This window comes from Levilactobacillus tongjiangensis (assembly GCF_003946345.1).
Classification (GTDB): Bacteria; Bacillota; Bacilli; order Lactobacillales; family Lactobacillaceae; genus Levilactobacillus; species Levilactobacillus tongjiangensis.
In genome coordinates this window covers 20,892-44,122 of sequence record NZ_RHNY01000013.1, presented here as the reverse complement: position 1 = coordinate 44,122, position 23,231 = coordinate 20,892, and the positions used below count along the sequence as shown (strand labels likewise).

At 47.9% G+C, this 23,231-nt stretch carries 27 protein-coding genes and 1 tRNA gene; 7 read left to right on the top strand and 21 right to left on the bottom strand.

The window, feature by feature from the left end:
- The first annotated feature begins 2 nt into the window (after positions 1-2).
- Entirely contained in the window at positions 3-719 is a 717-nt protein-coding gene (locus EKM75_RS08830) for a demethylmenaquinone methyltransferase (protein ID WP_125693852.1), read from the top strand.
- 504 nt (positions 720-1,223) lie between these two features.
- On the opposite strand, the gene EKM75_RS08825 is transcribed toward EKM75_RS08830, so the two are convergent.
- Together EKM75_RS08825 and EKM75_RS08820 are read right to left on the bottom strand one after the other, a co-directional pair.
- The gene (locus tag EKM75_RS08825) at positions 1,224-2,078 is read right to left on the bottom strand and encodes a helix-turn-helix domain-containing protein (protein ID WP_125693850.1); all 855 of its coding nucleotides are present in this window, start codon (positions 2,076-2,078) and stop codon (positions 1,224-1,226) included.
- Positions 2,079-2,139: 61 nt separating this feature from the next.
- Positions 2,140-2,769: a DNA-3-methyladenine glycosylase gene (locus tag EKM75_RS08820; protein ID WP_125693848.1), complete on the bottom strand. Its 630-nt coding sequence runs from the start codon at positions 2,767-2,769 to the stop codon at positions 2,140-2,142.
- 663 nt (positions 2,770-3,432) lie between these two features.
- Here EKM75_RS08820 and EKM75_RS08815 point away from each other — a divergent pair.
- Complete coding sequence (locus EKM75_RS08815) at positions 3,433-3,825, top strand: DUF488 domain-containing protein (RefSeq protein ID WP_125693846.1); 393 nt, start codon at positions 3,433-3,435, stop codon at positions 3,823-3,825.
- Here the strand turns inward: EKM75_RS08815 and pgmB are convergent.
- The 6 genes from pgmB to EKM75_RS08785 form a co-directional block, all read right to left on the bottom strand.
- Positions 3,779-4,456: a beta-phosphoglucomutase gene (pgmB, locus tag EKM75_RS08810; protein ID WP_125693844.1), complete on the bottom strand. Its 678-nt coding sequence runs from the start codon at positions 4,454-4,456 to the stop codon at positions 3,779-3,781. The genes EKM75_RS08815 and pgmB overlap by 47 nt on opposite strands.
- A 288-nt stretch (positions 4,457-4,744) precedes the next feature.
- The gene (locus tag EKM75_RS08805) at positions 4,745-5,203 is read right to left on the bottom strand and encodes a universal stress protein (protein ID WP_125682154.1); all 459 of its coding nucleotides are present in this window, start codon (positions 5,201-5,203) and stop codon (positions 4,745-4,747) included.
- Positions 5,204-5,643: 440 nt separating this feature from the next.
- Positions 5,644-7,257, bottom strand: a complete 1,614-nt coding sequence (locus EKM75_RS08800) for a BCCT family transporter (protein WP_382338851.1) — start codon at positions 7,255-7,257, stop codon at positions 5,644-5,646.
- Between the two features lie 301 nt (positions 7,258-7,558).
- Positions 7,559-8,164 (bottom strand): sugar O-acetyltransferase, encoded by a 606-nt coding sequence (locus tag EKM75_RS08795; protein WP_125693840.1) that lies wholly within the window; start codon positions 8,162-8,164, stop codon positions 7,559-7,561.
- A 715-nt stretch (positions 8,165-8,879) separates the two neighbouring features.
- Positions 8,880-9,353: a VOC family protein gene (locus tag EKM75_RS08790; protein WP_225426690.1), complete on the bottom strand. Its 474-nt coding sequence runs from the start codon at positions 9,351-9,353 to the stop codon at positions 8,880-8,882.
- Positions 9,354-9,460: 107 nt separating this feature from the next.
- Entirely contained in the window at positions 9,461-10,321 is an 861-nt protein-coding gene (locus EKM75_RS08785) for a ribonuclease H family protein (RefSeq protein ID WP_125693906.1), read from the bottom strand.
- A gap of 276 nt (positions 10,322-10,597) precedes the next feature.
- Here EKM75_RS08785 and EKM75_RS08780 point away from each other — a divergent pair, with 276 nt between their 5' ends.
- On the top strand, positions 10,598-11,077 hold the full coding sequence (locus tag EKM75_RS08780; RefSeq protein WP_125682160.1) for a hypothetical protein: 480 nt from the start codon (positions 10,598-10,600) through the stop codon (positions 11,075-11,077).
- A 461-nt stretch (positions 11,078-11,538) separates the two neighbouring features.
- On the opposite strand, the gene codA is transcribed toward EKM75_RS08780, so the two are convergent.
- Together codA and EKM75_RS08770 are read right to left on the bottom strand one after the other, a co-directional pair.
- Positions 11,539-12,774, bottom strand: coding sequence for a cytosine deaminase (gene codA / locus EKM75_RS08775; RefSeq protein WP_125693838.1), 1,236 nt, complete (start codon positions 12,772-12,774; stop codon positions 11,539-11,541).
- 32 nt (positions 12,775-12,806) lie between these two features.
- A complete protein-coding gene (locus EKM75_RS08770) occupies positions 12,807-13,103 on the bottom strand; it encodes a hypothetical protein (RefSeq protein ID WP_125693836.1) in 297 nt (98 codons plus the stop codon).
- Between the two features lie 120 nt (positions 13,104-13,223).
- Here EKM75_RS08770 and thiD point away from each other — a divergent pair, with 120 nt between their 5' ends.
- Positions 13,224-14,042, top strand: coding sequence for a bifunctional hydroxymethylpyrimidine kinase/phosphomethylpyrimidine kinase (gene thiD / locus EKM75_RS08765; protein WP_125682166.1), 819 nt, complete (start codon positions 13,224-13,226; stop codon positions 14,040-14,042).
- A 77-nt stretch (positions 14,043-14,119) separates the two neighbouring features.
- On the opposite strand, the gene EKM75_RS08760 is transcribed toward thiD, so the two are convergent.
- The 4 genes from EKM75_RS08760 to EKM75_RS08750 form a co-directional block, all read right to left on the bottom strand.
- Positions 14,120-14,302 carry a hypothetical protein gene (locus EKM75_RS08760; RefSeq protein WP_125682168.1) on the bottom strand — a complete coding sequence of 61 codons (183 nt, stop codon included), beginning with the start codon at positions 14,300-14,302 and terminating at the stop codon, positions 14,120-14,122.
- Complete coding sequence (locus EKM75_RS08755) at positions 14,295-14,987, bottom strand: NAD(P)H-dependent oxidoreductase (RefSeq protein WP_125682170.1); 693 nt, start codon at positions 14,985-14,987, stop codon at positions 14,295-14,297. Before EKM75_RS08755 ends, EKM75_RS08760 begins: the two co-directional genes overlap by 8 nt.
- A gap of 138 nt (positions 14,988-15,125) precedes the next feature.
- Positions 15,126-15,278, bottom strand: a complete 153-nt coding sequence (locus EKM75_RS12775; protein ID WP_164506428.1) for a hypothetical protein — start codon at positions 15,276-15,278, stop codon at positions 15,126-15,128.
- A 108-nt stretch (positions 15,279-15,386) separates the two neighbouring features.
- A complete protein-coding gene (locus tag EKM75_RS08750) occupies positions 15,387-15,683 on the bottom strand; it encodes a hypothetical protein (protein ID WP_125693834.1) in 297 nt (98 codons plus the stop codon).
- A 132-nt stretch (positions 15,684-15,815) separates the two neighbouring features.
- On the opposite strand from EKM75_RS08750, the gene EKM75_RS08745 reads away from it, so the two are divergent.
- Positions 15,816-15,889: transfer RNA gene (locus EKM75_RS08745), tRNA-Arg, on the top strand.
- A 192-nt stretch (positions 15,890-16,081) separates the two neighbouring features.
- On the opposite strand, the gene EKM75_RS08740 is transcribed toward EKM75_RS08745, so the two are convergent.
- From EKM75_RS08740 to mutY, 5 genes are all read right to left on the bottom strand, one after another.
- Complete coding sequence (locus tag EKM75_RS08740; protein ID WP_125682174.1) at positions 16,082-16,321, bottom strand: cytochrome b5 domain-containing protein; 240 nt, start codon at positions 16,319-16,321, stop codon at positions 16,082-16,084.
- Positions 16,322-16,489: 168 nt separating this feature from the next.
- A complete protein-coding gene (locus EKM75_RS08735) occupies positions 16,490-16,693 on the bottom strand; it encodes a cold-shock protein (protein WP_011668621.1) in 204 nt (67 codons plus the stop codon).
- 193 nt (positions 16,694-16,886) lie between these two features.
- Positions 16,887-17,498 (bottom strand): alpha/beta hydrolase, encoded by a 612-nt coding sequence (locus EKM75_RS08730; RefSeq protein WP_125693832.1) that lies wholly within the window; start codon positions 17,496-17,498, stop codon positions 16,887-16,889.
- A gap of 9 nt (positions 17,499-17,507) precedes the next feature.
- Positions 17,508-17,828 carry a hypothetical protein gene (locus EKM75_RS08725; RefSeq protein WP_125682178.1) on the bottom strand — a complete coding sequence of 107 codons (321 nt, stop codon included), beginning with the start codon at positions 17,826-17,828 and terminating at the stop codon, positions 17,508-17,510.
- Between the two features lie 67 nt (positions 17,829-17,895).
- Complete coding sequence (gene mutY, locus EKM75_RS08720; protein ID WP_125693830.1) at positions 17,896-19,035, bottom strand: A/G-specific adenine glycosylase; 1,140 nt, start codon at positions 19,033-19,035, stop codon at positions 17,896-17,898.
- 191 nt (positions 19,036-19,226) lie between these two features.
- Between mutY and EKM75_RS08715 the strand changes: the two genes are divergently transcribed.
- Positions 19,227-20,879 carry a peptide ABC transporter substrate-binding protein gene (locus EKM75_RS08715; RefSeq protein WP_225426689.1) on the top strand — a complete coding sequence of 551 codons (1,653 nt, stop codon included), beginning with the start codon at positions 19,227-19,229 and terminating at the stop codon, positions 20,877-20,879.
- Between the two features lie 456 nt (positions 20,880-21,335).
- On the opposite strand, the gene EKM75_RS08710 is transcribed toward EKM75_RS08715, so the two are convergent.
- A complete protein-coding gene (locus EKM75_RS08710; RefSeq protein WP_125693828.1) occupies positions 21,336-21,656 on the bottom strand; it encodes a DUF7671 family protein in 321 nt (106 codons plus the stop codon).
- The gene (locus EKM75_RS08705; RefSeq protein WP_125693826.1) at positions 21,653-22,690 is read right to left on the bottom strand and encodes a lipoyl protein ligase domain-containing protein; all 1,038 of its coding nucleotides are present in this window, start codon (positions 22,688-22,690) and stop codon (positions 21,653-21,655) included. Before EKM75_RS08705 ends, EKM75_RS08710 begins: the two co-directional genes overlap by 4 nt.
- A gap of 156 nt (positions 22,691-22,846) precedes the next feature.
- Here EKM75_RS08705 and EKM75_RS08700 point away from each other — a divergent pair, with 156 nt between their 5' ends.
- A complete protein-coding gene (locus tag EKM75_RS08700; protein ID WP_125693824.1) occupies positions 22,847-23,230 on the top strand; it encodes a glycine cleavage system protein H in 384 nt (127 codons plus the stop codon).
- Position 23,231 lies beyond the last annotated feature (1 nt).

The window sequence follows — 23,231 nt, the reverse complement described above, 5'->3', positions numbered from 1 at the left end:
GCATGCCCCTGACCAATCAAACACCTGAAGACCAAGTGCAAGCCACTTTTGATGGTATTGCCCCCCAGTATGATCAGATGAATAATCTAATCAGTCTTGGTACTCACCGGCTTTGGCGGCAACGCGTGATGAACGCAACGACCATTCAATCGGGTGATTTCGCCCTCGACCTCTGCTGCGGCACTGGCGATTGGACGTTGGCGCTGGCAACTGCCGTTGGCCCGGCGGGTCGCGTAGTTGGCCTCGACTTTAGTGGCGTCATGTTACGTGAAGCCCGCTCCAAGGTTAAAGCGGCTGGACTAACCGACCGTATTACGCTGCGCCAGGGGGATGCCATGCACCTCCCTTACCCAGATAATAGTTTTAATCTAGTGACGATTGGCTTCGGCCTCCGTAATGTCCCGGATGCAAACCAAGTCTTACGTGAAATGGCACGGGTGGTTAAGCCGGGTGGACAAGTCGTTTGCCTGGAGACCTCACAACCAACCAATCCAGTTGTTCACACGGGGTGGCAGGTCTACTTTGGTCATATCGTGCCCCTGATGGGTAAGCTGGTGCACCATTACCAGGCCTACAACTACCTACAACAGTCGACTCACCAATTCGTGAGTGTGACTGAGCTGGCCACGATGTTTCGGGATGCTGGCCTCCGTCAGGTTCATTATCAGCAATTCAATTTGGGGGCGGCCGCAGTTCATTTTGGCCGTAAGCCTTACTAAATCTAAGATAAACAAAAGGTATCGAGACAACCGTCTCGATACCTTTTTGCTGTCTAACTAAAAGTTAGAAAGTTCAAAGAACGTTTTCAAGCCAAGAATCGATAGGCGTTATAGACTTTAGTCTCAATCAGCCGCCTGCAGCTGTCAGAAATTCCCGTTAAACAGGTTCTTGGAAACTAAGCTAGCTTACATGCCTGAATGACACGCAATAATATTGGCACTCTCTTAGGTAGCTGAGAGTGAGTCAAATTTGGACTCAGCCGTGAGATTTTCAAGTGAATTTCTTGAAAATGGCGACTTGAAGACGTGCTTTGCGGCTTCAAGCGAGGGACAAGACCGCCTTTAGGCTTGTCCCGTCCTCCCCACCGCGTTCCGGTCCAAATTTGGCGAACGGTAAGGCGACAATTTCCCACTATGTCTGACTAAATCTTAACAGTCAATCCTTGTTATATCAGGCACAGTGAGTGTCAGTGCTTTCACCTTTAGCTGTCTAAGCCTAACCGTCTAATCGTTCAGCGGGAACTCTTCAATCATCTGTAATAGCTTCGTATTGCTGTTCAAGCGGGCAAACGCGGCAGCATCTTGGAGGTCCTGCTTAATTTGATGGGAATCTCCTTGCAGTCTTTGCTGGTTCAAAGCGCGCTGATACAAGATACGTGCCAAGTAGTAGGTTACATGAAAGCGCGCACAGACCTCGACCCCATAGGTCAACAGGTCGTTACTATTCTTCAATTCACCATTGCGACCATAAAATTGACCCGTGTAAAAAATAATGTTCAAAGCGCGCCAAATGCTGTGGCGATTCTTAAAACTCAGATTCCGAATCTCTCCGGCAACCTTATTGAAATAAAAGCCAGCTCGTTCATCGTCATCCTCATTACTATAAGCAATCCCCATCCCGGTGTAAGCCAACATGGAGTACATGGAGTGATGGCCCTCATCGAACCGGTTCAAAATTTGTGAAAAGTCGTAGAGGGAGTCGGCAATTGGACCACCAGTCAACGCCGTGATATACCCCCGGATGAAGTAAAATCGCATTTGAAAAGTCAACGTGCCCGTCTCTGGATTGCCTAACTTTTTCAAACTAGCCGCGGCTTCCTTATATTCACCAATCAATAGTTGAAATTCTGCTTGTTCCAACGCTTGTGAACGAACGGAATCTTCATCGTGGTTCAACGGAAAAAGATCATTTAACGTTAATTCTAGCCGATCGCACAGTTGCAGAAGGATTTTTAAAGAAGGAACCTTGCCGTTACGTTCAAATTTACTAAGAGTTGCTTGTGTACAAATACCGTTAGCCAACTGGTCTTGCGACAAGTGCAGTCGCTTCCGTGTTTCAATAAAAATATCTATATTCATAAACTTATGCCATCCCTTAAAACGTTATGGGGCTATTATACCAAAGCCACCTCATCAACGCCTAGTTCTGCCAACCATGATCGTCCCGGTCCCAATCGCGTTTACGACTGCCGGAAACAAAGGGGTTGCCTGCAACCGTAAACCGCAATGGTCGATCCTGCCAGCTACCTGCACTGACCCCGACCCGCGATGTAGCCGCGACTTCCCGTGGTTGACGCGTCTTTTCTGCTGTAATTGTTAAATTATGTGTGCCAAGTAGCGTTCTGTTCAGGTCCTTGGATTGTAACCCGATAGCCGCTGTCAGTTTGCCTGGACCGTTACTAATATCTGGAACTGGCTTGTCACGGTGCTGCTGCATGAGGTCTAACCCTTCATGGGGTTCGATTCCCCGGATCAGGATTCCTTGCGGTGTGCCCGCTGCCTGAGTGGCCACGTCCAACATGTAGTAGCCGCGTAAAATATAAATGTAGATGGTTCCTGGTGCGTCATACAAAGCAGCGTTAGCGGCCGTATACCGGCCATTAAAAGCGTGTGCTGCGGTATCCTGTTCACCCAAATAGGCTTCCGCTTCAACGATCCACCCGCTCATTCTGCCTGCCGGCGTATCGTAGATCAACTCGTGTCCCAGCAGGTCTTGCGTAATCTCTGGGGTAGAGCGGCCCGCATAAAACTCAGCCAACTCATTTGTCATGGTCTCATTCGCTTCCTTTGCTTATTAACATACGTCAAGATTGTCCGCCTACGGCCGCCAGGGAGGGGCCGCTGTGGGGTCGCCTTCAGCCCAAATACCGGTCTTTCGGCTCGACTTGAAGCCCCGCCAAAACCGCGGGTCTCCAAGCTCGACCCATGCTGTAAGACCGGGGAAAACCAACCGCCCGGCCTAACACCATCGACACAGCCGCCCCTCCCTGACGACCTCCGGCTAAAATCCTGAACTAAATCCAACCTGGCGTCCTCTGCCAACGTGAAAAGCAATACGGTTACCAACATTAAGTTGGCCATAATACGTTTCCCTTGGGTCAAATGTAAACAGAGTACGCTATTAATTAAGACCTACTGTGTCTAACTTCATAAACATTACCCAACCCCTACGTCTCCGAATTGCTGCTCAGTATTATTATGACACCACCAGCTAATTCCGTGTAACGACCACAATCTAAGTCGGAGGCAGCCTGGGACGAAACTAACCGTGACAGTGGCGTTGACTCGAGGAGCAAGACCGCCCTTCGGCTTGCTCCGGTCCCCACGGCTGGTTTCGGCCCGGGCTGCCGGAGCACAGTAATATTAGTCACTCGATAAGATTTAATTCTCAGAACAGAGATGGTAAACTGGGAAACATGGAGATGGTATGAAAATGGCAATTAAATGCGAACGTATCTATACAAAACCAGCCGACCTAGACGGTTATCGCGTCCTGGTCGATCGGCTCTGGCCACGCGGTATTTCTAAGGTCAACGCCCAACTGGCCTCCTGGGAAAAGGAGATGGGCCCTACGACCGAACTGCGTAAGTGGTTCAACCACGAGCCCGCTAAGTTCCCAGAGTTCAAGGAGAAGTATCTCGTCGAACTCGCCGCTAACGCTGCCCTACCTGACTTTTTAAAGTTGGTAGCTGACCAGTTAGCCACTCAGGACGTTATCTTTTTATACGGTGCTAAAGATGAAGAACATAACCAAGCCGTTATTTTGAAAGACTTCGTGCTCACCCGACTGGCTGGCCAAGTGCCCGCAACACGGTTGCAAGACTAAGCTCCGTCGTATTTGCCAGCATGGCATCCGCGCCTGGTAATTCTTGCTGATTAATTCCTACCGTGTAACATCCCGCGGCCTTGGCCGATTGCATCCCAGTGACCGTGTCTTCAAATGCCACGCAATTTTTCGGTGGCAATCCCACTAGTTTCGCCGCAGCCAAATATACGTCAGGCGCCGGCTTACTGTGTTGGAGCTGATCTGCCGCAACAATCTTGGAAAAGAATCCGGTCAACCCCAACCGAACAATTTCAGCTGGCGCGTTGGTCGACGCTGAGGCCAGAGCCATTGGATAACCAGCCGCCACCAACTCCTTTAAAAACTTGGTTACACCAGGTAATCGGTTGGCTGGCGTCATTTTGGTAATCATTTGTCGATATAACTCATTCTCATGGGTGGCAATCGCTTGGAATTGTTGCGCCGTGAACTCGGACTGACGATTATCAGAACTCAAAATGGTCCGCAACGAATCACGCCGACTCATGCCCGGTAGCGTCTCAGCAAGCTGTGGCGTCCATGACACTTTAAGTTCTCGGGCAATTTGTCGCCAAGAGGCTAAGTGGTACTGCCACGAATCGGCAATCACCCCATGTAAATCAAACAAGAATCCCTGAACTGCTGGTTTCTGCATCAGAACTCCCCCTTTGAACACGTTTCGAGTATGCTTATTATACACCAAACTATGTGTGGATTAATAACTGATAGGCATATTTTGATTGAATAAACTAACTTAACCGCCAAACTGATTGAGTCGATACATCATCGATTGCCCGACAACTAATAAAAGTCCATTGAGCCTTCCACTTGGAAAGTTCAATGGACTTTTTTTGCTAAAGTACTCTAATCAAAAAACTAATCTTAACATTCGCCTTATTAGCCATATACTGATAGTTTTCCAGCCACCACCGACTACCGATGCCTAGCGAATCACGATAACTGAGACATCAGATTTTTTCGTCAATCGCAGTCCAATTGCCCCTGGATGACCATGGCTAGCAAAGTCCACGTCAGCCCCACAAACAATCAGGTCTGGTTGAAAGTCTGGTACGATTTTTTGCAGAATCACATCGTCCACGTCGCCACCTTCAGCCACAATGGGCCGAACCTGCTCAACGCCAAATGCGGTTGCCTTGTCAGCATATTCTTTAACGATTCGACGAAGATGATTCCGTCGTTCGTTCAATTTAGCTGGCATCAAGGACTCATAGATGCTGATGTCATCATTTTCCAAAACAGATGCAATGCCTAAATGTGCTTGATAATCGCGCGCCATAGTCATTGCGAACCGAAAAGCCCGGCTGGTCGATGGACGGTCGTCCTCGTCGATTGTAATTAAAATGCGCCGGAAAAACAGCGGATTGTTACTTTCATCTGCCATAAAGTTATTTTCCCTCCAATGGATGATTCGGCTTCATTGTATCATACCTCTACTCTCAAGAGTAGCACGCTAATTATCGAAAAAGTGTCCATACGCATCCAATTGAAACCACTAGATCCATATGAAGATATCAGAAAACGGTTCTCAACATCCCAACAGTAAGGCCGCAGAATTCCCGCTTAACACGTCTTGTTGAATGTCTCTGGTAGTTTAACCCGTAACGCGATGATTTACCCGGAATCTAATTAGTCACCCTTAAAACGCCATTCCTAGATATAAACCAATAATACCAATAATGACTGATTAGTTTCACCATTCAGACCTAACCATCGTGCTGCCCTGTAAAGAGACATTGGCGACCTCACGCAACCAACTTTGTCTGAATAACACAAAAACAGGTAACCTGCTAAATTCAGGGCTACCTGTTCGTTTAAATTCGTTTAATTAGCGTGGTCTGGTGATAAAATCATTGGTCCACGAACCGCTCGTGGCAATTCTACCGTAATCCGGCGAATCACAACTGGTTGTGGAACCACGACTGGTGCCACGGCATTCTTGGCCGTTAACATGTGCCAAATGGAATGCAGCAACAACAGACAAACAATCATCAGTGGGAATCCGGCAATCGTTGAGACCGTTTGAACAGTCTTGAAGCCCCCAACCATCACAATCCCGAAGGAGAAGATGATGAAGACAACGACCCAGATCATCCGGTTCCAGCGACTAGGTTCTTCTCCATCATCCAAGTGCAGGCTGGTGAATGAAGAAACGATAAACGCTGACGACGAGATGGTCGTGGCTAAGAAGATGAAACAAGAGATACAGTAGAGCGCCAAGATGATCATCTTAAATGGCAAGGTGGCAATGACTGTGGCAACCACAGCGGCCTGACCCTGTGTATTCAAGATATGGACCAGGTTAACGGCCCCGGTACGTTGCAGCCACAGAGAGTACCCACCAAAGATGGCGTAAAAACTCATGCAACCCAAAGCACCATAAGTCAACATCCCCACGAGAACCTGACGAATCGTCCGGCCTTTAGAAATCCGGGCAATGAACAGTCCCATAACGGGCATGTAGGACAACCACCAACCCCAGTAGAAAATCGTTTCTTGCTGAGCGGTACTGCTACCCCCGTTGGGCAACGTGTTGGTCGACATGGATACAAACTTTTGCGCCATCAAACCCAAACTGTTCGTTTCAGAATTTAAAATGTAAACCGTTGGTCCAATGACTAAGATAATGGCTAATAACCCCAGTGCCGTCCAAATATGAGCTGAACTCAACCGGTTGATCCCACCATTCAAACCATGGAACACCGTGACAGCAAATAAGATAAACAGAATAATAAAGAGCTCAATTTTTAGCATCAAATTGTCTTGCACACCGGTAAGCCGGCTCAGGACTTTGGAAATGATGGGAATTTCCATTCCGACTGAAGAGCCAATGCCCCCCATGATTCCAAAGACCACTAAGAAGTCGATGACGTGCCGTGCAACCACTTTACCGCGACTATCGCCCTGCAAACTGGTAATGGCAGCAGAAACCCGCTGAACCTTACCATGCTTGACGTACAGAACGTAAGCAATCGCAATCGTGGCTGGTGCAAACATCATCCAGGCCATGGGACCCCAGTTGAATTGCCCCAACATGTGGGCGGCACCGTATGCATCACTAGAGAATGGCTTCAAACCAAACGCTGGGTGTTGCAGGTACCGTAAGGGATCAACGATGGACAGCATTAAAATGCTGGCATCGATGGCCGTAGCGAAGACCATGCTTCCCCACTGAAAGTTACTGTAGTGGGGCTTGTCTTCGGGGTCACCCAATTTAACCTTACCAAACTTACCAAATGCCAAATACATAAAAAATAAAAAGTTGACCACGTACACCATCATATAGGCCCATGACATGCGAGTATCAATCCAGTTCAATATTGAACTCAGGCCGGCTTGTAACTGCCCACCGCCTAAAATAAATAGCAATGACGCGAGAATAAATAAAACGATGGTTGGTACGAATACTAACTTATCAATATTTTTACGCGCTAAAATAAATAATCCTCCTCATTTGTTTCCTGCAGGCCAAGCCTACAGCGGACGCTGCTTCGTGAGATTGTACGAAAAAAGCGCTAGTTCAGGGTCGTCATACGAGCCACCTGCACAGCGCTTAAACGTTAAATACAAATTGCTTACGTAAATCTCTTTGAAGCGATATCCAAAGTCTATTATACGCAGAAGGATTAATTAGTAAAATCTTGCGGATGAATAAGAAATTTCTACTGGAAATAAAGCGGTTACACATCCTATAGTCATTGGAATCTAAGAATTTGATTAGAATTTCAAGACAGGGCCCCTATTTCAGTAAATCTGGCCATTGTTCACGAGCCGCAGCATCACCAGTCGCACTATTATCAATTTGCTTAATGACCCGAGCTGGGTTACCAGCAATTACCACATCATCGCCAAATGACTTGGTAACCACAGAACCGGCACCGACCACAACGTTGTTGCCCAGCGTCACACCAGGCAGAATTGTAACCCGACCACCTAACCACGCATTATCACCAATTGTAATTGGCGCCCCCATCTCAACGTCGGCCTTGCGGGCCATCGCATTCAGTGGGTGCACCGGCGTGTACAGACCGATGTTGGGACCAAAGTAACAGTGCGAGCCAATCGTAATCGGACAGGTATCCAAGAGCGTCATATCATAATTCCCATAGAAATGGTCACCGATATGAATATTCCAGCCGTAATCAAACATAAACTCAGCCTCAACGAAGAAGCCTTCGCCCACGTCTGGCATTAAGCGCTTGTACGCCGCCATCCGTTCACCGTTGTCGTCAATCTGATTGGCTGCTCTCAGGGTCTTACGAGCCAGAACTCGGCGGTCGATCAGTTCCTTATCGAATTGATCATAGGGCTTACCGGCCGTCATATTTTCTCGTGCAGTTGCCATGTTTATCAATCACTCCTCTTGTTTTTAATCATAACACTTTTTAAAAAGGCCTTGCGAGCGACCGTTTTCTAGAACAACTGAAGGTTGAGAACTTTTAAAAGCCCATAAAGTCGGATATAGAAACAATACTAGGCAACCTAGTATGTCCCTTCCGCCTTACCGGCCGCCAGATATGGGCTGGAACGGTGCGGACACAACTTGAAGCCTCGAAAGCCCCGAGTCTCCAAGCTTGGTCTTCAGCTAAGTCAGTCGGAAAAACACCGACTAACTAAGCAGAACGACGCGCCTGAGCCCATATCTGGCGACCTCTCGGCTTACAAAGTATTTTGTTGCCAACTAATCTGCTGTCTATAAGGCTGCATACGTGTCGCAAGAAATCTTTCAGCGTTCACCATGACAAACCACAATCAAAAAACGGAGGTGGTCAGGGATGCAGCCAGCTGTGAAGGTGGTGTTTGCTGGTGATTTTTGCCAGCTTACAACACGGGCGACTTTGGAGACACAGGTTCTTCGTGGCTTCAAATCGAGCGAGAAGCCCGCCCCTTGGCTGAAGCGTCCCCACAGCAGGCGGAATTCCTGACCACCGGAGTGTGAATTTAGCAGTATCCATTTTTCAAATACTAATTTAAAACAAAAAATTTATTCTTCAACCTTTAGCAGAGCAACTAAAAAGTGGTGAAGACCTGCGCCTTCACCACTCTGAATACTGTTATGTCTATTCTGAATCATTCGCTGTATCTTCAGTGAACGTCATGCCTTGTTCCCGTAAGATCCAAGTAATACCGTACGCATCAACCACTTGACCCATCTTACCGCCGGCTCGTTGCGCCGTAAACGGACTGATGACCTTGACATCAGACTTCACCAACTGTTGATAAAGAGCAGACAGTGCCTTAACACTGGCACTGTCATCCTCATCCACAGCAATCATGAGTGAAATCTGGGTGGACGACGTCGGTTGCCCCATTAAAGCATCGGCACACTGAATATCTAGCCCCATAACTTGAAAACCACCACGCATGGTGATTTGCTCCAAGTCGACCGTGGGTTCCAAGCCTAAACGTTCGGCTTCTTCTGGCGTTGGACTGACTCGGTAGGCGTTCTTGGCGTCAAAGACATTTTGGTAATAAGTGATTGCCTCTTTCGCATTTTCAAATTCCAAATATGGAATCATTTTAACTTGCATCATCGGTACCCCATTCACTACAGTTTTTGTTCAGTGTTCAATTTATCATCTACCTTGAACGATTCCCCCAAATAAATGACCCGCATAATATTTATGAAACTATTATAGCCTTAATCGTCGCTAAAGGGTAGGTCTTGTAAATTTCTCGCAATATCAGCAACGGACTGCTCGCGACTTTGATGCGTTGAATCAGTCTTAGCTAAATCAGGCTTCTCAACTTGCGTATCCGTCGAAGTCTTCGGTGTTGCTTGCCCAGGAACCATTTGGTCCATCGTTTGATTCAGCAAATGATCGACGAACACGTTTCCTTGGTTAGTTGCGTGGCCCTTCGTCCAGGCAAACGTCAGCCCTGTAAATTGTGGTAACAACCGGTCGACCGCTTGCCACAGTTCCGCGTTGACTAATGGTCCGGCCGAGCGTTTCCAACCACGCCGTTTCCAGCCAGCTAGCCATCCCTTAGTCACAGCATTCAATACGTACTGGGAATCCAGAACGAACCGAATACCCGTTGCAGTCTCACCCAAAGATTCTAATCGCTTGAGGGCGTTCAGAAAAGCCATGATTTCCATCCGGTTATTCGTCGCACCAAATTCACCGTCTGATCCAGTGACAACCCGATCTGGTAATTCGATTCGGTAAGCCCAAGCAGCCTTATCAGCCGTCTTGACATGTCCACCGGCAACGTTCCCAGTATTTCGAGAACCCCCATCCGTGTACACTGTAATCGTTACTGGAAGCTGATTACTAGGCTGAGCTGGTTGGGAACGAGTAGCTGGTTGCCGCCGTCCTTTAGTTGGCACTGGCTTTTCACTGCCAGCCGTCCCCTGCATGAAGGCCTTGGCCTCAGTTGCCGAGGCAAAGCTTTTATATTGCGCACCAGAAAAGCCACTGACTTGTTTCTGTGTTTCTGGCCAGGTCCGGTAGATGCCCGGTTGCCGACCCTTCCTGACTGCGTAGTACTTTTGTGCCAATTGAATCCCCGCTTTCAAACTAATCTTAGCTAGTTTACCATACTTTACCGACCTATCAGTGAAATCGGCAATTACCATTTTTGTGTAGCCGTTACCATCTTGGTAACACCTAGGTAAACTTTTAACCAGCCTTTTCTAGTGATTCTTTTAAATTGCCTAAATTTAAAGTGTAAATTGTTTTCATAACTTTTAGATTATGCTAACCTAGTATGTGTGAGTAATTGACCGGAGCACCACAGAATCACTTAATTTTCCAACTCTAAGAGGGGGTTTTTCATGAAGAATCCGATCCGTGCATCCATTATTACCGTTGACCAAGCCCGTGAAATGTTAAAAGACCAGCGCGAACAACGCGATGAACGTTTTCCGCAGCTAGCTATCTCCGGCCAATACATTTTACCAGACTACCGGCTAACCCGTAAACGTGAAGCGTTTAAGATTCGCCGGCACACATTTCTTAAAAAGCATTTCCGCTCCTACGTGGCCTTTGATTCCGATAACGGTCAAACGTTATGGATTCACAACTTCCCTAGCCTTTCCGAAGCTTGTTTCTGGTTAAACACTGGACTCAAGCCTAACGACACGGATTCCGCGAAATCGTATAAGGAATGGAAGACGGAACATGTCGCAGAAATTGAAACTTTGAAAGAGCAATTACGCTCACTACACCTTGAAAAGAAGAAGGCTGCGCCAGCTGAGAAACCAATCAGCGTCACAACCGTCCAAAAGGCCAAGCGTTCCAAGGCCAAAAAATAACGCAAACAATAACGCCGCCATCAAGACCAGTCAACTGGTTGTGATGGCGGCGTTTTTATTTTATCAGATTAGGAAACCAAACAAAAAGCTGGCCCACTTTACTTATGTAAGATGGGTCAGCCATTAATTAAATTAAGTTTTAATAGTCTAAATGTGGTAAACGCCAAGCAACCTAACCCTTGCGCGTTGCATGTTCACGACAACGACTAAAGTTTTGTCCTTTTGGCAGAATCTTAGTGGCAAGCCAACCCAATTGTAGCCGTAGGATGCCAGGTACGGCGGCCGCTGTGTCAACGGTGTAGATTAGCGTTTTTAGCTAATCTACACCATGGGACGAGCTGAGAAACTCGGCGGGTTCCCGAGGTCCTCAGTCGAGGTGAAAGACCGCTCTTCGGCTTTCTCCGGTCCCCACAGCGGTTGCCATGCCTGGCAGCTGGAGGCGGCCATTTAAAACGACAGAATTACAGGTCCAAATGCACCTGCTTAGGATCGGTCTTCACCACAATCTTACCATGGTGAATCGAGTAAAGAACTTCGGAACGCTGGTTCAAAGCGTTGTAGAAGTTATCATTATTCATAATAATCAGGTTAGCTGGTTTGCCAGCAGTCAGACCATAGTGGTCGGTAACGTGCATCGCCTTGGCACCGTGGGTCGTCACAAATTGATAGGAATTCATAATGTCATCGTAGCCCATCATTTGCGTCACATGAATCCCCATGTGCAGGGAGTCTAACATGTTGCCATCCCCCATTGGGTACCATGGATCTTTAATGTCATCTTCACCAAAGGCCACGTTGACACCAGCTTCATTTAATTCCTTGACTCGCGTTAATCCACGACGCTTAGGATAAGTGTCGAATCGGCCACCCAAGTGGGTATTGATCAGTGGATTAGAAATCATGTTGATGTGGGACATCTGCAATAACCGCATCAATTTGTAAGCATAAGCATTGTTGTAAGACCCCATCGCCGTCGTGTGGCTAGCCGTTACTTGGTCACCCAGACCAGTCTCCAGTGCTAACGTAGCCAACGTTTCTAGGCCACGGGAAGCGGGATCGTCAATTTCATCACAGTGCGCATCGACTAATTTGCCGTACTTCTGAGCGAGGTCAACGGCAAAATGAAGTGACTCAACACTGTATTCTCGTGTGAATTCAAAGTGAGGGATGGCGCCAATGACGTCCACGCCCAACTTCGCAGCCTGTTCCATCAATTCCTTACCATGAGGGAACGATAGAATCCCCTCTTGTGGGAAAGCTACCAGTTGAAGCTCAATAAAGTCTTTAACCTCATCACGCACCTCAATCAGCGCTTTCAAGGCCGTTAAGCTAGGATCTGTTACGTCAACGTGAGAACGGACGAATTGAATACCATTAGCCGCTTGACGTTCCAGTGCTTGCCGTGCACGGGTCTTGACGTCTTCAATGCTCAACGTCTTCTTCCGCTCGGACCAAATACGAATTCCATCAAATAGCGTGCCAGACTGGTTCCATTCAGGATCCCCAGCAGTCATGGTACTGTCCAAGTGAACGTGTGGATCGACGAACGGTGGCAAAATTAGCTTCCCCGTTGCATCAATTACCCGTTCCCCATCTTGTGGGGTCAAATGGTCAGCAATAGCTGTAAACTTGCCATCCTCAATCCGAATATCTTGTGGTTGCGTTGCGTTCTCAATGTGTCCTTGTTGAATTAACATGCGCGTTAACCTACCTCCTGTACACGATTTTTTCAATAGAAACCGGGAATCGTCAGTCCGAGTAAGAGGACGGTACTATCTGCGACCATCCCTGCCGTGACCAAGATAGCCAAGCAGGTGGCCGGCACTAAACACCACCAAGGGCTCCGTCTAGCGAAGTGGACGATTCCTACTAAGCTTATCACAGTTAACCCTAGTCCGAGCGTCAAAGTCTCCGGTTCGTTGTGAAATAGTTGATAAAGACTATTGAACGCCCCCGACAAGGCCACCCAACTCGCCAGCGCACCGAATCCCAGCCAAATGCCTAAATACCCGATACTTTTGGTCATGCTGACTCCCCCCTGCCCCAGTATAAATAAATAAATTTAGCCTCAAGTGGTGGCGCTTCCACGGATGATTATGCTATGCTGAACTTGTTTTATATCTTTCATTTGGAGGTTTCGAGACTCATGACTAATTCTTACCCACAAGCCTTAACCATTGCTGGCTCTGATAGTGACGGCAGCGCTGGTATGCAAGCTGATTTACATACGTTTTTCGCCCGCGGTATTTACGGCGCTTCCGTAATGACTGCCTGTGTCGCCGGTAACTCCTATGGGATTCACGCCAGTGTTCCCATGCCCACGGATTTTATCGATCAAGAATTTGCCGACCTCGCTGATGATTACCAGATTCGGGCATCAAAAACCGGGATGCTGGCTGACTCAGCACTGATTGAAACCGTCGTAAAAAATTATCAAAAGGCAGACTTTGGACCGCTCGTTGTCGATCCAGTCATTATGACTAAGCACGGTAACCAATTATTGGAAGAAAGTGCCTTCAACACCCTGCGAACTGACCTATTGCCATTGGCTACTGTACTGACTCCCAACTTCTACGAAGCCGAAAAGATCGCCGAAATGTCAATCAAGAACGACGATGACATGGTACTGGCCACCAAGAAAATGCAAGCTATGGGTGCCAAGAACATTATCACGAAGGGAAGCCACGCCGACACCAATCAGCAAGAGGTCCGCGATTACGTGCTTCTCGAGTCCGGTGAGGGCTTCTGGTTAAGCGAGCCTTACCACGAGACCGACCGGGTCAACGGAACGGGAGACACCCTCTCAGCCTGCATTACTGCTGAACTGGCTAAGGGAACTCCTATGAAGAAGGCCATTCAAATTGCCAAGCAATTCGTGAACGCTGCCATCGGTGAACCAATCGAAGTCGGCCACAAGTTTGGCCCCATTAATCACTGGGCCGCTCTGGACCGTCAATTAAGCTAAGATCGATCACCTTTAATAAATCCTTGTAAAATCAATCAGTCGTGACCTAGCGCCACGGCTTTTTTAATGCCACTGGCTCACCAGCGGTCGGGACTCCAGGTCCGACCATCCACTTCGCCACCCAGTTGGTCATGGCGTTGGTCCTGCTCTCGAACGACCTCATCTAATGCTAGCCAGAACGCCCTGTCCGTAAACTTGGCCTGACGACTAGCTAACTTTTGAATGGCCTGGTGAAGCCACACCGTATCCTCTTCAGTCATCTTCCTGCTCCTTTATCATTGCCAGAGTATCCTGGAGTGTCTCCAGGTCCGTCTGCTTCTGCTTAAATGCTTCTTCAATCAGGCGGCCAGTTGACTGGTCTTGCTCAGCCAATTGCGCAATCATTGTCGCCAAATGGTCGCTAAACCACGCCTGACGGTTCTTTAAACTATCTGGTTGTTGCTGAGTCAAATACCGTTGATAGGCAATGACCAAACGTAATTTAGCCGGCTCATCCAGATAACTAAACTGATGAATGGCAAACGTTGGTAGCCAGGTCATTTTCGCTCGTTGTGCCACCGCCGCCAGCGGCGCGAGTGCGGCATCCAGTGTTAAGCCTTCCGCACCGCCCCGTTGAAATGCTTCGGCGGGCATACCGGTGGTCACGACCACCCCGAGCTCCTTGCCAGCTAAGGGGTATCGGTGATCACCATAGACAAAGGATCGCGTCAAAACGGTATCCTCCCACTGCTTCAGTCCGGCCGGTGCTGCATACCAATACAACGGAAACTGAAGGATTATGCGGTCCGCTTGCCGTAATTGGGCTTGTTCATACGCAACGTCTAAAACCGTCTGACTCTCAATGTGTTCCCACGAAATATTTTCTGCAGGCAAACTGGCCTTTAAAAATTCCTGCGTCCCGGAGTCCGCAATTTGTGGATGGGAAACCAATACTAACGTGTTCAATAACTCTCAACTCCTGACTTCAGTCTTATTTAGACCAACTTTATCACAATTTTTTTGAGCGACGCCCGTGAACGCTCGATAACTTTCACGAAAAAAAGTCAAAAGAAAAAGCTCAGTGCTTAACTGAGCTATGATTCGTTAACTTAATCGACGATTTGAATTATCGTGAAATTTATCTTCGCGGGTCGCCAGATGCTTACTCTTCTTACGGAAAGCCTCTCGGTTGTTCAGGTACAATTGACCCGCACCGGCAAGCACAATAATCAACAAAATAATAACTACAGCATGCATAGCAATTCCCCCCGTCAGCTTTAGGTTACATTTATATTATCGTAATGTTACAGAAAGATTGCAAGGGGTTGAACGCAATTATTAGAATTTCTTGATAATTTTAGTAGTTTACTTACTTTCAGACTCGGCGGAACTATCCGAAGTCTTGTGGTCGGATGACGAGGACTGCTTTTTATCCCGTATTTTTCGCACATGATTGGAAACTTGATCAGTTGGATTAACCTGCTTTTGCGCAACTAAATTAGATAAGGGGTACGCTACCAATAAGACGGCCAGCGAAATTCCCAGATAAATCAAGTTCTGCTTACGATTCCCATGAGCCTGCGTAATTTGAAAAAAGTAAAAAATCAAACTAATGGCCGCAAAAAACACCACAATTTCCGCAATCACGTGAACAACTGCCACAAGAGCACCTCCGTCCGTTTAAACTTACTCTACTCGCAGAACTATATTCCTGTCAATCGAACCCAATATCCACAATTGACAGGCCCTCTCGCCTTCTCTATAATTAGAGGTTGTTGGTTAACTACCTATTATGTCGCAATAGCTCAGCTGGATAGAGCAACGGTCTTCTAAACCGTAGGTCGAGGGTTCGAATCTCTCTTGCGACATCATTATTAAAAAGGTTTGGGACAAAAGTCTCAGACCTTTTTTTGTATTCCGAACATATATAGTCGAAACGTGTGACCCAAGGTAGTCAACTCCGCTTAACCCCGATAGACAAACAATCCAAGACCAGGATTATTCGTCTATCGACGTTAATGCTCATTGCCTAACCGCCTTTGGTCACACTCACTTTTTGTTTACGCTTGGTAAATCCCGACAACTGGTAAATCTTTCAGCACGCGCCGACCATGGGGCGATTGGCCATCAATTATGTGGGTCAATTCTTGACCCGCCAAATTGCCGTGGTGCTTGCCACCAGCCCAGGCAGCTTTGTCCGAAACATCGTAAACCGTCTGATCAACCGCAATATAAGCCGGTTGGCCATTTTGCCCATTATACTTAGCTAACTCTGCCGCATTAAAAACTTTTTCGCTCATCCAGCACAACTCCCTTTATTAGATGAATTTATCGTAACCGTTTTCATAATAGAACACAAGCATTTTACCTGTCACTTGATAGGTGAAGTACTTACCGATAATTGGACACAAAAAAAACCACCGACACACAGTCGATGGTTTTTTTAACTCGATTTAGGCTAAAATAAATTAGTCAACAACCGAAACGTTAGCAGCTTGTGGGCCACGGTCGCCTTGTTCTACATCAAGGGATACGTGTTGGCCTTCTTCAAGCGTCTTGAAGCCTTCACTGTTGATAGCAGAGAAGTGAACGAAAACGTCTGAGCCGTTTTCCAAAGTGATGAAGCCGTAACCTTTATCAGCGTTGAACCATTTAACAGTACCTTGTTCCATAAGAATGAAACCTCCATGCGCATAGCGCAATAATATTTGCATTTGAAAGCTGGGGTAAAAAGGAGCCATTCTTAAAGAACGTCGAGCCTTTAAAACTTCCGAACCATAAATACATTAACAATAGGATAACAGGTATTCCGCAGAATAGCAAATGGGAAGTTCGAAAAAACCGAATTAAATTTAGTCCAACCCTTTAGGTATTTTGTGTTATCCACGTTTGTGCGGCCAATACTTCTTGCGGCGTTAGCATATGACTGCCACCCGTCACCAACATTTCTGTGGTGGCACCAACCTGGTCACAAGCAGTTTGTATGCGTTGCACTGTGGCCACAGATACTAAAAGATCTCGCTGCCCAGCGGATAACCAGACTTGATAACCAGGACGTGAAACAGGGTGCGCAACTGGCAACCATAATGGATGAAATAAAACGGCCGCCTGCCCTGGGATAACTCCCGCACGAGCTCCGTAAGCGGCCATTGCTGCGCCATTAGAATAGCCGACCAGAATTAACTTATCCGCGTCCCACCGGTGTTCCTGACAGAGACTAATCACCGTTTCACCCAGCCAAACCGCCTCGTTATAGACCTGCTGTGGATCTGTCGGTCCCGCAGCCGTCTGTCGAAAATATTGGCGTTCAGCCCCACTACCTTGACGCCCGGCAATTGTAATCAAAGGACTTTGCGGCGCCAATCGCCGGCCAAAATTTAATATCTCTTGATTCGTCCCACCGGTGCCCTGTAACAATAATAAAGGCGCCGCAGTATTGGCGCCTGGCATCCATTCAATTAAATCTTCATCTACCATTAGTAACTCCTATCGCCGAACAATCAGTTCAATTAGTCCCTTTCTGGGTGCAAAATTCAACCCATCGCAAACTTCCGTTAAAATTTTTCCGTACTCCGATAAAACATCTGCTGGTAATGGTGTGTGGGTTCGCAAGTGTTCAATTAAGTCTTGCGCCGAATCCATGTCAGCCAACGTCACGAACAATAAGGCATTATTAATTAAATCTCGTAATAAATCCGTCAGCAAACCATTGGGCTTACCGGCAGCATCGGTGATGACGACTTGCTGGCTCTCAACCTCTTGGTGATTGACAGAAATATGTTTTAATACATCGAAAATCGTTTGCACGACTCGTCACTCCCTCATCTAAGCGTTGTGTTAACTAGATAATACAGCAATTCGTGTCGAACTGAAACTAATTACCTGAAAACGCTTGCGAATCCACTTGCTGCTGATACCGAACCATGATTTTTTCCTGGACTTTCGGAAGCGGCAAATCCGTGATTTCTGCCGCTGACACCCACTTCCCCGGATAGAAGGGTAACGCTGGCGCCGTTGGTAAGTTGGCCTCCAAGAGCTTCACTTGCCAGCGCTGATGCGTATACGTATGACTTACCGGCCGGCCCCCGACCGTCGTCAGCGAAAGCGGTACTTGGTAATCGGAAGCAAATAAAGTTTCCAAGCTTGCAAGATCCTGTGCCAGTGTCGCTTCATCAGCCGCTTCCGCCGATTGCAGTGACGCCTTCGTAACTAACGGAAACGTCCAATACCCCGTCAGCATTTCCCGCTCCGTCCGTTGAACCAGTAGGTACCCCGCCGGTGAATGAATAATTAAGGCGTAGTAGTCAATTCTTTTGGGTCGGGGAACCTTAGTCTTCACCGGATAGTCTTCAACCTTCCCTAACTGGTAAGAAGCGTCGAAATCTTTGACGGGCGAATGGGCTGGATCAGAGTTCTTGGGGGTCATGTAGCTGGAACCTAAATCCATGATGGCTTGATTAAAGGCACCCGGCCGGTCCGGATCAACAATTGGTTGAATAATTTCTTCAAATAATTGTCGCGTCTTGGGCTTAGCTATATCCGCATCAATCAATAATAATCGGCTGAAAACTCGGAAGGCATTGCCGTCGACCGCTGGAACCGCCTGTCCAAAGGCAATGCTGGCAATCGCACAGGATGTGTAGGGACCGATTCCGACTAATTCGGCCAAAGCAGCCGCAGTTTGGGGCCAGACGCCCCGATAGTCCGTGACAATTTGCTGCGCCGCACGCTGTAGATTTCGTGCCCGCGAATAATATCCAAGGCCCTGCCAAGCCTTCAATAAAGTTGCCTCATCCGCTTGTGCTAAATCAGTCACGGTCGGAAAAGTTGCCATAAATCGCTCATAGTACGGAATCACTGTATTGACCTGCGTTTGTTGTAACATCACTTCACTCACCCACACGTGATAGGGATCGTGATCCCGCCGCCAGGGTAAATCGCGGCCTTCACGATCGTACCAAGCCAGTAGCGTCTGCCGAAATTTTCGAATCGTTGTCTCAGACCATTCTTTCATCCTACGACCTCCTTTAGTGGTTCCAAGCGGCCAGCAGTTTAGCAATGCCGCTCCTAGGAACCAAGACTTAATTTTTATATTCTAGCGAATTTCACTAGCCACGACAAGCTAACGGCCCAGCAACGCTTGACGCCACCCCGGGACTCCCCTATTATCAGAGAAGATATTACATAGATAACGGAGTGGTAAATGTGAAACGATGGGGACTCGTTATATGTCTGGGATTGCTCTGTCTCGGCCTGACTAGTTGCAGCATTAGTCAGCGAGCAGATTCAACCAGCGATAGTCAAGGGGTAATGACCAAAAAGCAGGTGGTAACACTAGCTACTAGCCGGCCGTTAACCACTTTAGACACGGATAAAATGACTGAATTTGGCCGCTTAAATAATACGATTGAGGGTCTCTATACCACTGCCGATAATGGACAAGCGGCACTAGCGCTCGCACAAAAGGTCAAGATCAATGCCAGTAAAACGACCTATACGTTTACGTTATGGAAGGATTCCTATTGGAGCAATGGCGACCGCATCACTGCCAAGGACTTCGTTTACTCCTGGCAACGGGCTTTAGCGCCACAGACCAAGGCCCCTAACGCCGACCTTTTTACAGGGATTCACAACGCCCGCAAAATTCTTGCTGGTAAACTCCCCGCCAGTGAGTTAGGCGTCTCAGCTCCCGGCAAATTCAAACTGGTGGTTCACCTTGATCATCCTATGGCCGAACTGCCCCAGCGCTTAGCTTACCCCTTGTTTGGCCCCCAAAATCAAAGGATCGCTGAAAAATACGGCAAAAAATATGCCACTAAACCTCAATACCAAGTCTACGCCGGCCCATTTATGGTCGCCGCGCAAGGTAATACTAAGACTCACTGGCACATGGTGCCCAATCCACGCTACTGGGACAAACAACACGTGTACCTTCAACGAATCAACGTTGACGTCTATAACAACACGGCCAGCATGTGGCAAGATTACCGCAAGGGCAGATTAGATGAAGTGCGGCTAGTCTCCACGCAAAACATTAAATCATATCAGAAACAGACGGCTTATACTGCACGGCCCTACTCCAAGATGGTCATTTTAAATTACCGCCAGCAGGGACCGAACCCAAGCATTAACCAGTTGTTGCAGCAACGACTGGCCCGCCTAGCCATTTCCCATATTCTGAATCGAAAAAAGTTGGGACAAGCTTCATATGGTGTGACCTCGCTCCCGGCTCAAGGTGTCGTCCCAGCCGGATTAAGCCGCGGGCAAAAAGGAACGGCGGACTTTGCCGCTGCCCAACCCAAGCAGAAAACCTTGGCCTATCAGCCTAGGTTGGCCAAACAAGAATGGCAAACGGCTCGTCGCCGAGCGGACGTCAAGAACATCACCCTATCTTTGAGTTACCTCAACGCTCCTTACAGTCTCAAGGTGGCAAAAGAATTGAGACGCCAACTTACCCAGCTACCTGGCTTGACCATCAAGCTCAAATCTCGCGAGTGGGCCGTCAATCAATCAGATGGTCCAACCAACACCGACCTAACATTGGCCACGCAACACGCCCAGTACGCCGATCCTCTAGCCATGCTGGCCCTCTTCACGAGCTCCAACATGGCCAACACAGGACACTGGTCCAGTGCCGCGTACGATAAGCTCATCGCGCAGGCTAGCAACGCTCCGTCATTTAACAATCGGCGATGGCGGACTCTGCTAGCTGCTGAGAGCCGCTTAATGCAGGACCAAGGTGTCACACCACTGTTCCAACCAGCCAGCACGTACTTGGTCAATCCTAAGCTAAACGGCGTGCAATATAACACCGTGGGGACGCAGTCCAACTTTAAGGAAGCCTACTTTGTGAAATAACCTGACCTATTTTTAGTCGAAAAACCAATTTAAAAGAGAGGACCCGCTATGTGGCGAATCCTCTCTTTGTTTATATTGGCCGCAATTACTCTAAGCGTCAATCTCACAGATAAACGACTGATTTTCCTCGACAGTTCGCTCACAATATTGACTTTAAGTCGTTGTGTATTCAGCTATGTCGTAAGTCCCACCATAAGCCGTGACTACTTAACACAACCTTATCCACCGCCGCTTCAAACATTAGCCGCCATCACCCACAATATAAGTTGGAGGCCGTCAAGGAGGTGGTCCGCAGTGACAACCGTGTTATTTGGCGTTCTGAGCCAAATTACAGCGTGGGACGGCGTTTGAACTTACCGAGGCTTAACGCCGAGGGAAAAGACCGCCCTATGGCTTTTTCCGGTCCCCACAGCGGAACACCTCCCTGGCGACCGGAGACGACACCCAGTTCTGTTTTTACTGCTTGCCGTCTAAATGTTCGGTAGCGAGTTGTACCACGGCATCACTGACGAATTCACTAGTGAGCCGCTGCATAGGCGTGAACCCATGACGATCCTTATATGCAACGGGATAAGCTGCAACCACTGCCACCTTCAGACCATTTTCAGTCAGGAAAATCTGGCCAACACCGCGATACTTTCCCTTGCTGTGCCGTCCTGTGCGCCAGGAGTGTAATTTAAAATCGCCATCCGGTTCTCGTTTAATTTCATACTGGCCAGAGGCGTTCGCAGCCACTGGTACCCCGACGTACTGATTCACGTCATACTTAGCCTTCATTCAGCCACCTCCGTGAGTGCCGTGACAATTGGCAAGATAGCATCCGCCCCTAAAATGGCACTGTTTGCTGGCTGAGTTAGTACGGCCTTAACGGCAGCTGAAGTTGTTGCCACGCCTACCAACTGTTCGGCGATCTCAGCTAGTTCTGTGGGCGTCCCAACTGTCCCAAACAAGGCCATCGTCCGGAACTTGTCAGCGTGACGGGTAAAGTTCAAATGTAATTCCCCCGTTGCCAATTCAAGTTTACGATACTCACGAAAACCAGGATTAGCGCCATAATTCCACGCGTCAGTATCATATTTTTCAGCTAGACGTTGATCAATAACTTCCCAATCATGCGAACTCAAATGATAAGTCTCAATATCGTTCAAGTTATCGACTTCAAAGATATGACATAGGAGTGCCTCTTTAAATTCTTGAATATCTAGATTACGATATTCCGGTGCCAAGTACTGCCGCAGATTCGTAATCGTTACGCGGTTAGAATCCACGCCTCGGTGTGGCTTGTCACTTGCCGGCAGTAAGGCTTGGTGTGCGGCGTCAACGTTTAAATCGTACATAATCGTCCCGCCAGCGGCATAGCCATCCCCATTCTTAAACATTGTCATCCCGGAGAACTTCTTGCCGTCAACGACGAGGGCACTCTTATTACTGATTCCCGGGTTCTGCACCCCCATAGCCGTCAGTGCTCGCAAGATTGGTTGGGCAAAAACCGTATAGTCCCCAAATTTGGACCCATCTTGTGGATCACCATTAATAATGTGTTCAAAAATCAGGTTACGTTCGTCGTGATAGACTGCGCCACCACCTGACGTCCGCCGTACCAGCTGAACGTCGTGCTTGGCCAAATACTTAAAATCAACCTCCATCGTGACGGTTTGATTGATACCCACAATAACGGCTGGCTGATTGACGTACATCATCAAACCGTGTCCTGGTAATTTCAAATCATTGACCAAGTAATTGTCGATTGACTGATTCACAATAGCGTCCGTGACGACCTGTCCCTGGCGATTCGTATCAATTAGAAACATGGGTGACTCTCCCTTCGCTGTGACTAAATTAAGTTCAGTTTAGCATAAGCCCTCAGGCCCAACAACTGATAAACGGTGCCATGAGCAAGTTGTTGTCAGCGGTTACATCTAAAGCGTATACTAGATTCTATCAATGACATTAGGGAGGAATACACGATGACTGAACACCCACAATCATTTTGGCAACGACTCATGAACCTGTTCCGTGGCAAGCACACGGCCAGCACCCCGACTGTAACGGTCAAAGATGGCGTTTGGCTAGAAATGCGAGACCAGGGGCACTACCGCTTAGGGCTCGCTAGCGACGCTTTAGAGCAGATTGGTGACATTAGCTTTGCTGACCTGCCAATCCTCGCAGATGACGTCTTAGCCGCCGGAGATGACATCTTAGAGGTTGAGAGCGACAAGGCTGTCGAAAACTTCAAAACTCCTTACGCAGGAACTGTGGTTAAGGTCAATGAGGACCTCGTCACGGATCCCACCGTTATCAACGGAAATAAGCAGGCTGACAACTGGGTCCTAGACTTACAAGTAGCCTAAT

Coding starts and splice junctions, on each gene's coding strand:
- EKM75_RS08830 (WP_125693852.1), top strand. CDS start 3: ATGCCCCTGACCAATCAAACACCTGAAGACCAAGTGCAAGCCACTTTT.
- EKM75_RS08825 (WP_125693850.1), bottom strand. CDS start 2,078: ATGAATATAGATATTTTTATTGAAACACGGAAGCGACTGCACTTGTCG.
- EKM75_RS08820 (WP_125693848.1), bottom strand. CDS start 2,769: ATGACAAATGAGTTGGCTGAGTTTTATGCGGGCCGCTCTACCCCAGAG.
- EKM75_RS08815 (WP_125693846.1), top strand. CDS start 3,433: ATGGCAATTAAATGCGAACGTATCTATACAAAACCAGCCGACCTAGAC.
- pgmB (WP_125693844.1), bottom strand. CDS start 4,456: ATGCAGAAACCAGCAGTTCAGGGATTCTTGTTTGATTTACATGGGGTG.
- EKM75_RS08805 (WP_125682154.1), bottom strand. CDS start 5,203: ATGGCAGATGAAAGTAACAATCCGCTGTTTTTCCGGCGCATTTTAATT.
- EKM75_RS08795 (WP_125693840.1), bottom strand. CDS start 8,164: ATGGCAACTGCACGAGAAAATATGACGGCCGGTAAGCCCTATGATCAA.
- EKM75_RS08790 (WP_225426690.1), bottom strand. CDS start 9,353: ATGATGCAAGTTAAAATGATTCCATATTTGGAATTTGAAAATGCGAAA.
- EKM75_RS08780 (WP_125682160.1), top strand. CDS start 10,598: ATGAAGAATCCGATCCGTGCATCCATTATTACCGTTGACCAAGCCCGT.
- codA (WP_125693838.1), bottom strand. CDS start 12,774: ATGTTAATTCAACAAGGACACATTGAGAACGCAACGCAACCACAAGAT.
- EKM75_RS08770 (WP_125693836.1), bottom strand. CDS start 13,103: ATGACCAAAAGTATCGGGTATTTAGGCATTTGGCTGGGATTCGGTGCG.
- thiD (WP_125682166.1), top strand. CDS start 13,224: ATGACTAATTCTTACCCACAAGCCTTAACCATTGCTGGCTCTGATAGT.
- EKM75_RS08760 (WP_125682168.1), bottom strand. CDS start 14,302: ATGACTGAAGAGGATACGGTGTGGCTTCACCAGGCCATTCAAAAGTTA.
- EKM75_RS12775 (WP_164506428.1), bottom strand. CDS start 15,278: ATGCATGCTGTAGTTATTATTTTGTTGATTATTGTGCTTGCCGGTGCG.
- EKM75_RS08740 (WP_125682174.1), bottom strand. CDS start 16,321: ATGAGCGAAAAAGTTTTTAATGCGGCAGAGTTAGCTAAGTATAATGGG.
- EKM75_RS08735 (WP_011668621.1), bottom strand. CDS start 16,693: ATGGAACAAGGTACTGTTAAATGGTTCAACGCTGATAAAGGTTACGGC.
- EKM75_RS08730 (WP_125693832.1), bottom strand. CDS start 17,498: ATGGTAGATGAAGATTTAATTGAATGGATGCCAGGCGCCAATACTGCG.
- mutY (WP_125693830.1), bottom strand. CDS start 19,035: ATGAAAGAATGGTCTGAGACAACGATTCGAAAATTTCGGCAGACGCTA.
- EKM75_RS08710 (WP_125693828.1), bottom strand. CDS start 21,656: ATGAAGGCTAAGTATGACGTGAATCAGTACGTCGGGGTACCAGTGGCT.
- EKM75_RS08705 (WP_125693826.1), bottom strand. CDS start 22,690: ATGTTTCTAATTGATACGAATCGCCAGGGACAGGTCGTCACGGACGCT.
- EKM75_RS08700 (WP_125693824.1), top strand. CDS start 22,847: ATGACTGAACACCCACAATCATTTTGGCAACGACTCATGAACCTGTTC.